Raw genomic sequence first — 8,275 nt, 5'->3', positions numbered from 1 at the left:
CTTGGAAACAACTTACCCGTAGGAGCGGCTTTAGCCGCGATGAGCGCCTCGATCGGGGCTAAAGCCGCTCCTGCCGGCAATAATCGGGGCGTTATTTTCGGCGGAACCCTTAGTGCGCGCTGTAGTGCGATTCGATATAGCGTTCCACCAAAGCCTGAAATTCCTCGGCAATATGATCGCCTTTCAAGGTAACGGTTTTCTCGCCGTCTTCGTAAACCGGCGCAACCGGCGATTCGCCGCTACCGGGCAGGCTGATGCCGATGTTGGCGTTTTTGCTTTCGCCGGGGCCGTTAACCACGCAACCCATCACGGCGACTTCCATGGTTTCAACGCCTTTGTATTTATCTTTCCATATCGGCATTTGGTCGCGCAGATAGGCTTGGATGTCCTGGGCCAGTCTTTGGAAATAATCGCTGGTGGTGCGGCCGCAGCCGGGGCAGGCGATGACCATCGGGGTGAACGAACGGAAGCCCATGGTTTGCAGGATCTCCTGAGCCACGACAACTTCTTTGGTGCGTGCCGCGCCGGGCTCGGGGGTTAAAGAAATACGGATGGTGTCGCCTATGCCTTGTTGCATTAAAACGCCTAGCGCGGCAGAAGAGGCGACGATGCCCTTGGAGCCCATGCCGGCTTCGGTCAAGCCCAAATGCAAGGCGTAATCGCAACGGTTGGACAAGTCTTCGTAAATGCTGATCAATTCCTGCACGTTGCTGATTTTGCAGGACAGGATGATCTTGTCCTTGCCCAGGCCGAGTTCCTGCGCCTTGGCGGCGCTTTCCAGCGCGGACAATACAATCGCTTCCCGGGTGATGGCTGGCAATTCCTTGGGGTTGGCCAATAATCTGTTTTCGTCCAGTAGGCGGGTTAGAACGGCCTGATCCAGGCTGCCGCCATTGACGCCGATACGCACCGGCTTGTCGTATTTGCAGGCGAATTCTATCATTTGCTGGAATTGCGGGTCGCGGGCCTTGCCCTTGCCGACATTGCCGGGGTTGATGCGGTATTTGGCAAGCGCTTGCGCGCAGTCGGGGTATTTTTCCAATAACTTATGGCCGTTGAAATGGAAGTCGCCGATAATGGGTACCGAAAAACCCTTTTGTGCCAGCCGATTGACGATTTCCGGCACGGCTTTGGCGGCCTCTTCGGTATTGACGGTGATGCGAACCATTTCCGATCCGGCGGTCGATAATTCCATAATCTGTTGAACGCTTCCCGCAACATCGGCAGTATCCGTATTGGTCATGGATTGCACCACAATCGGAGCGCCGCCGCCGACTTTAATGTTACCGACCGATACTTGTTGAGTGTGTTTTCTGGGGCTAATCGACATAGAATTAATGTTTGTTTGCAAAAAATCAAAGTTATCTGAAAATACCAAGTAAATTACTTAGTATTACGAATTATACCCCCTAAGTTGGAAGACGAAAGAGCAAATTGTGCGGATAAATTATTTTTCTGATGTGCACTTGGAATTCGGCGAACAAAGTTTGCCGGACACGGATGCGGATGTGGTGGTGGCGGCCGGCGATATCGGCGTATTTAGCCAAGGGGTATCGTGGTTAAAATCGATCGGCAAGCCCGTGGTCTATGTGGCCGGCAATCACGAGTTTTACAGCAGCGAATACCATGCGGTCCTGACGATGCTGCGGCAGGAATGCGCGGGCTCCAATATCCAGTTTCTGGAAAAAGATCGAACCATCATCCAGGGCGTACGTTTTCTCGGTTGTACCTTGTGGGCGGACCTGCTGATCGACGGCGGCGAAAAAGCCGAGGCTATCGGCAAAACCTTAAACGATTTTCGCAAAATCCGCTTCAACGACGAGGCCTTCAATCAGCGGCATTTTTCAGCCTTGCATACGGAAGCCAGGGCTTGGCTGGAAAAACAGTTGGCGGAACCTTTTAGCGGCCGAACCGTGGTCGTTACACATCATGCGCCCACGGAATGGAGTTGGATAGAAACGCCCAATGCCTTAAAGAAAATGGCGTATTGCAACGATTTGAAGTGCCTGTTTCACGAATATGAAATCGCGGCATGGTTTCACGGCCATGTTCACAACATGGGCGATTACCGGATCGCCGATGCCCGCATTTTAAGCAATACCCGGGGCTATATCGGGCGTAGAGTCGTGGAAGCTTTCGATATTAATAAGGTGGTGGATATCTGAAACGGCGAGGGATATTAGCCTCGGCTAATTATGCTTTCGGCGGGCGATTTGACGTTGAGTAAGCCCGTAACTTGTGATGTAATGTCGCGGTTTTATGTCTTGAACTGTCCTTTGAGTTTTGTGGTTCTCAATGGGCTTTTGGCTGCAATTTGTCTGGAGAGCAGGCGTATCAATTATGCAATTTACAATTAAAAAAGGTTTGGACTTGCCCATAACGGGCAAGCCCGAACAAAAAATAACCGACGGTAACAGCGTCAAATCGGTGGCCCTGTTGGGTAACGATTATGTAGGCTTGAAACCGAAAATGCTGGTGGCGGAGGGCGATAAGGTCAAATTGGGCCAAGTCTTGTTTTCCGACAAGAAAAATCCGGGCGTCAACTTCACCGCTCCGGGTGCGGGCACCGTCAAAGCCATCCACCGTGGCGAAAAACGCGCACTACTTTCAGTCGTCATTGAATTAAAAGGCAATGAACAGGAAAAGTTTGCCAGCTATAAAGAAGCCGATTTGGCTAATTTAACGGCGGACCAAGTCAAGGAAAATCTGTTGTCTTCCGGTCTTTGGACTGCATTCGTTACCCGCCCTTACGGTAAGGTGCCCGGGATTGACAGTACGCCCAGCTCTATTTTCGTCACGGCAATCGATACGCGTCCGTTGGCGGCCGATCCTTCCGTCATTATCAAAGAGCGCGCCAACGACTTTGCCAACGGTTTGAGCATTATCGCTAAGTTGACCGCAGGTAAAACCTATCTGTGTAAAGCCGCCGGCGCCGACGTAGGTAGCCACCCTTCGGTGCAAGTCGCCGAGTTCGCGGGGCCGCATCCCGCCGGTTTGCCCAGTACCCACATCCATTTGGTCGATCCGGTCAACATCAATAAATTTGTCTGGCATATCGACTATCAAGCCGTCATCGCCATCGGCGCCTTGTTCACAACCGGCAAATTGAATGTCGAACGGATCGTTTCCCTGGCCGGGCCAACCGTTAAAAACCCCCGTTTGGTGCGTACCCGTGTCGGTGCCAGCCTGGACGATTTGGTGGCCGGCGAATTGCAGGATGTCGAGAATCGGGTGATTTCCGGTTCCGTACTGTACGGTCACGAAGCGGCCGGTCCTCTGGCCTTCCTGGGTGCTAACTGCATGCAGGTTTCGGTGCTGAAGGAAGGACGCGAACGCGAGTTGTTCGGTTGGATCGTGCCGGGTCAAAACAAATATTCGGCGATGAATGTATATGTATCCAGCAAGGATCGCCAAAGCGGACGCCAGTTCCCGTTAACCACCGACAAAAACGGCAGTAATCGCGCCATTGTGCCGGTCGGCGTATACGAGTCGGTCATGCCGCTCGATATCCTGGCAACGCCGTTGTTGAAAGCGATAGTCGTTGGCGATAGCGATACCGCGCAGGCATTGGGTTGTCTCGAGTTAAACGAGGAAGATGTCTCCTTGTTCACTTTTGTCGATCCGGGTAAACATGATTTCGCGCCTGTGCTCAGAGCTAATTTAACTAAAATCGAGAAGGAAGGATAAATGTCGGCTAGAGATATTTTAGATAGCATAGAGCCGCATTTTACAAAGGGCGGCAAGCTTGAGAAGTATTACGGTCTCTATGAGATGGTGGATACTTTCATCTACACGCCATCCGATGTAACGCGCGGTAAAACCCATGTTCGCGACGGCAACGATCTGAAGCGCACCATGACTTTCGTGGTGATCGCCACGGCATTCTGCGTTTTGATGGCTTGGTACAATACCGGTTACCAAGCCAATCTGGCCATGAGCGCCATGGGGGTCGAGTCTATCGACAACTGGCGCCGCATCCCGATGGTGTTGTTTGGTTACAATCCTTACAATCCGTTGTCCTGTCTGGTGCATGGCATGTTGTATTTCTTCCCTGTCTACTTCACCACGCTGGCCGTGGGCGGTATTTGGGAAGTATTGTTTGCAACCGTGCGTAAACACGAAGTCAACGAAGGCTTTTTGGTATCTTCGATGTTGTATACATTGATCCTGCCGCCCGATATGCCTTTGTGGCAAGTGGCGTTGGGCATATCGTTCGGTATCGTGTTGGGTAAGGAAGTTTTTGGCGGCACCGGCAAAAACTTTTTGAATCCCGCGCTGACCGGCCGTGCATTTCTGTTCTTCGCGTATCCGGCGTCTATTTCCGGCGATGCGGTTTGGGTGGCCGTCGACGGTTTCAGCGGCGCCACTGCGTTATCGCTGGCATCGGCAGGCGGATTGGAAGGTATTCAAGCGAGTTTTAGCTGGATACAAGCATTCCTGGGTTTCATTCCGGGTTCCATGGGCGAAACCTCGACTCTGGCTTGCATGCTGGGCGCGACTTTTCTGTTGTATACACGGGTAGCGTCTTACCGCATCATGGCCGGCGTGCTGATAGGCATGATTGCGATGTCGACTCTATTGAATGTAGTCGGCAGCAATACCAATCCGATGTTCGCGATTCCCTGGTATTGGCACATGGTACTGGGTGGCTTTGCCTTCGGTACAGTCTATATGGCTACCGATCCGGTTTCCGCCGCGGTGACCGATACCGGCCGCTGGATTTATGGTGGTTTGATCGGCGTCATGATTGTCATCATTCGAGTTATCAATCCGGCTTTCCCGGAAGGCGTGATGCTTGCAATTCTTTTCTCAAACATGTTTGCACCATTGATTGATTACTTTGTTGTTCAAGCAAATATTAGAAGAAGGATTAAACGCCATGCTTAATGCCGAGAAAAAAACCTGCAAGTATAACGAGCAGCTCTGCAAATATTATGAACAGTTCAGAGTTTATGCCGACCGTATCCTGGCTTTAAGCAACGACAGTCTGGAAAAAACCATCAACGTCGCTTTGGCGCTGTGTCTAGTTTGCGCGGTGCTGGTTTCGTTGGCGACCGTCGCATTGCGTCCTTTGCAAGGCTATAACAAAGCGCTGGACATGAAGAAGAACATTCTCGATGTAGCCGGCTTGCTGCAAGACGACACTAATATCGACGAGGCTTTTAAAGATAGAATCGAAGCTAAATTGGTTGACCTGGCAACGGGCGAATACGTCGATGGCAATGTTGATGAATACGATCAGCGTAAGGCCGCTAAGGATCCTGCGACGAACGAATCGATTCCGGTCGACAAAGATATCGCCAGTATTCGCATGAAAGCCAAGGTTGCCAAAGTATTTTTGGTGAAAAACGGCGGTCAGTTACAATCCATCATTCTGCCGATCAACGGATATGGCTTGTGGTCGACCATGTACGGCTTCCTGGCCTTAGAGGCCGATGGTCAAACCGTACAAAGCATCAACCTGTATGACCAAGGCGAAACGCCGGGTCTGGGTGGCGAGGTGGTTAACCCCAACTGGCGCGCGCTGTGGAAAGGCAAAAAAGTCTACGGCGAGAACGGCGAGGTGGCTCTGACCTTGGTCAAAGGCACGGTCGATACCAGTCGCCCGGACGCCGTCAACAAAGTCGATGGTTTGGCCGGAGCCACATTAACCAGTCGCGGTGTCAGCAATTTGATTCTGTACTGGATGGGACCGGAAGGTTTCGCGCCTTATCTGAATAAAATCAAATCAAACGGTTAGGATTCGTCATGGATAAAGAAACTAAAAAAGTATTATTTGAGCCGTTGGTGGATAACAACCCGATTACCTTGCAGGTACTCGGTGTTTGTTCCGCGCTGGCGGTGACTTCTCAAATGTCGACTTCGCTGATCATGGCTTTGGCCCTGACCTCGGTCACGGCGTGTTCCAGCGCGGCGATAAGTGCCGTGCGTCAGCACACGCCCAGCAGCATCCGGATTATCGTGCAGATGATCATCATCGCCTCGCTGGTTATCGTGGTCGATCAGTTGCTGAAAGCCTTTGCTTTCGATGTCAGCAAAAAACTGTCGGTGTTCGTCGGTTTGATCATCACCAACTGTATCGTGATGGGCCGCGCCGAAGCGTATGCGATGAAAAATCCACCGCTTAAAAGCTTCATCGACGGTATCGGTAACGGCCTCGGCTACAGCTTGATTTTGATCATGGTGGCCTTCTTTAGAGAAACCTTGGGCTCGGGTAAATTACTGGGCTTCGACGTGTTGCCTCTGGTCAAGGACGGTGGTTGGTATGTACCTAACGGTATGATGTTGCTGCCGCCTAGCGCGTTTTTCATCATCGGCTTGATCATCTGGGGATTCCGTACCTGGAAGCCAAAACAGGTTGAACATAACGAGTTCAAAATCATGGCTATTGCTCACGGCGAAGGAGGGCACCACTAATGGAAGCCTATATCAGTCTTTTTGTTAAAGCGGTTTTCATCGAAAACCTGGCGCTGTCGTTCTTCCTGGGGATGTGTACCTTCCTGGCGGTTTCCAAGAAGATTTCCACGGCCATGGGTTTGGGTATTGCGGTGATGGTGGTGCAAACCCTGACCGTCCCCGCCAACAACTTCATTTATCAAACCTTGTTGAAGGAAGATGCCTTGTCCTGGCTGGGCATTACCGGCGTCGACTTGAGTTTCTTAAGCTTGTTGAGTTGTATCGGCATGATCGCCGCGATCGTGCAGATTCTGGAAATGATCCTGGATAAGTTCTTCCCGGCCCTGTATCAAGCACTGGGTATCTTCCTGCCGCTGATTACCGTGAACTGCGCCATTCTGGCCGGTAGTTTGTTCATGATAGAACGCGACTACAACTTCACTGAAAGCGCGGTCTACGGCATCGGTTCCGGTTTCGGCTGGGCATTGGCGATCACCGTCATGGCCGGTGTGCGCGAGAAACTTAAATACAGTGATATCCCGGCCGCATTACAAGGCCTGGGGATTACTTTTATTACAGCCGGCTTGATGTCTCTGGGCTTTATGGCTTTCTCTGGAATTCAATTATAAGGGTATCGTAATGCTGGAAATTGCATTAGGTGTTATTTTCTTCACGGTCATCGTGATTGCGCTGGTGTTCTTGATCATCGGCGCCAAGAACAAACTGGTGGCCTCCGGAGATGTGGAAATTCTGATCAACCATGAAAAGAAAATCCACGTGCCGGTAGGTTCTAAATTATTGACGGCGCTGGCTGATAATCAACTGTTCGTCTCTTCCGCCTGCGGCGGCGGCGGAACTTGCGGACAATGCAAAGTCAAAGTCCATAGCGGCGGCGGCGATATTTTGCCGACCGAACAATCCCATATCACCAAACGCGAAGCCGCGCACGGCGAACGTCTGGCTTGCCAAGTGTCCGTTAAACAAAACATGGACATCGAAGTCGAAGACAGCGTATTCGGCGTGAAAAAGTGGGAATGTACCGTTAAATCCAACGATAACGTGGCCACCTTTATTAAAGAACTGGTATTGGAATTACCGGAAGGCGAATCCATTAACTATCGGGCCGGCGGTTATATCCAAATCGAATGTCCGCCGCACGTTTCAAAATATGCGGATATGGATATAGCCGAGGAATACCGCCCGGATTGGGATAAATTCAACCTGTGGCGCTATGTTTCGGAAGTAAACGAGCCTGTGTTGCGTGCGTATTCTATGGCTTCCTATCCGGAAGAAAAGGAAATCATGCTGAACGTGCGGGTCGCATCGCCGCCGCCTGGCGCGCCCGATAGCGTACCGCCCGGCAAGATGTCGTCTTTCATCTTTAACTTGAAACCCGGCGATAAAGTGTTCGTTTCCGGTCCCTACGGCGAATTCTTCGCCAAGGAAACCGATGCCGAAATGGTCTTCATCGGCGGCGGTGCCGGTATGGCGCCGATGCGTTCGCATATCTTCGATCAACTGCGCAGACTGAAGTCCAAACGTAAGATGACCTTCTGGTATGGCGCGCGTAGCAAGCGGGAAATGTTCTATGTGGAAGATTTCGATATGCTGGCCAAGGAAAACGATAATTTCGAATGGCATGTGGCGTTGTCCGATGCGCTGCCCGAAGATAACTGGAAAGGTTATACCGGCTTCATTCACAATGTGTTGTTCGAGGAATTCATCAAGAAGCATCCGAACCCCGAAGATTGCGAATACTATATGTGCGGGCCTCCAATCATGAACTCATCGGTGATCAACATGCTGTTGGCTAACGGCGTCGATCCTGAAAACATCATGCTGGACGATTTCGGCGGCTAGTCGGGCATTTCGCCTAACA

Annotated in this window: 8 protein-coding genes; 7 read left to right on the top strand and 1 reads right to left on the bottom strand. The window is 51.4% G+C overall.

The window, feature by feature from the left end; all coding sequences use genetic code 11:
- Positions 1–109 precede the first annotated feature (109 nt).
- Positions 110–1,330: a flavodoxin-dependent (E)-4-hydroxy-3-methylbut-2-enyl-diphosphate synthase gene (ispG, locus tag NP596_RS01785; RefSeq protein ID WP_256613489.1), complete on the bottom strand. Its 1,221-nt coding sequence runs from the start codon at positions 1,328–1,330 to the stop codon at positions 110–112.
- 106 nt (positions 1,331–1,436) lie between these two features.
- On the opposite strand from ispG, the gene NP596_RS01780 reads away from it, so the two are divergent.
- From NP596_RS01780 to nqrF, 7 genes are all read left to right on the top strand, one after another.
- Positions 1,437–2,165, top strand: a complete 729-nt coding sequence (locus NP596_RS01780; RefSeq protein WP_256613488.1) for a metallophosphoesterase — start codon at positions 1,437–1,439, stop codon at positions 2,163–2,165.
- A 175-nt stretch (positions 2,166–2,340) separates the two neighbouring features.
- Entirely contained in the window at positions 2,341–3,687 is a 1,347-nt protein-coding gene (locus tag NP596_RS01775; protein WP_256613487.1) for a Na(+)-translocating NADH-quinone reductase subunit A, read from the top strand.
- Entirely contained in the window at positions 3,688–4,887 is a 1,200-nt protein-coding gene (locus NP596_RS01770) for an NADH:ubiquinone reductase (Na(+)-transporting) subunit B (protein WP_256613486.1), read from the top strand.
- The gene (locus NP596_RS01765) at positions 4,880–5,740 is read left to right on the top strand and encodes a Na(+)-translocating NADH-quinone reductase subunit C (protein ID WP_256613485.1); all 861 of its coding nucleotides are present in this window, start codon (positions 4,880–4,882) and stop codon (positions 5,738–5,740) included. Before NP596_RS01770 ends, NP596_RS01765 begins: the two co-directional genes overlap by 8 nt.
- A gap of 8 nt (positions 5,741–5,748) precedes the next feature.
- Positions 5,749–6,417: an NADH:ubiquinone reductase (Na(+)-transporting) subunit D gene (locus tag NP596_RS01760; protein ID WP_256613484.1), complete on the top strand. Its 669-nt coding sequence runs from the start codon at positions 5,749–5,751 to the stop codon at positions 6,415–6,417.
- Positions 6,417–7,025: an NADH:ubiquinone reductase (Na(+)-transporting) subunit E gene (gene nqrE / locus NP596_RS01755; protein ID WP_256613483.1), complete on the top strand. Its 609-nt coding sequence runs from the start codon at positions 6,417–6,419 to the stop codon at positions 7,023–7,025. The genes NP596_RS01760 and nqrE overlap by 1 nt, the downstream gene beginning before the upstream one ends.
- 10 nt (positions 7,026–7,035) lie before the next feature.
- On the top strand, positions 7,036–8,256 hold the full coding sequence (nqrF, locus tag NP596_RS01750; RefSeq protein ID WP_256613482.1) for an NADH:ubiquinone reductase (Na(+)-transporting) subunit F: 1,221 nt from the start codon (positions 7,036–7,038) through the stop codon (positions 8,254–8,256).
- Positions 8,257–8,275 lie beyond the last annotated feature (19 nt).

It is taken from the genome of Methylomonas rivi (assembly GCF_024505165.1).
GTDB lineage: Bacteria > Pseudomonadota > Gammaproteobacteria > Methylococcales > Methylomonadaceae > Methylomonas > Methylomonas rivi.
Note: the sequence above shows the minus strand (reverse complement) of the source record. Positions and strands in the feature narration are given on the sequence as shown.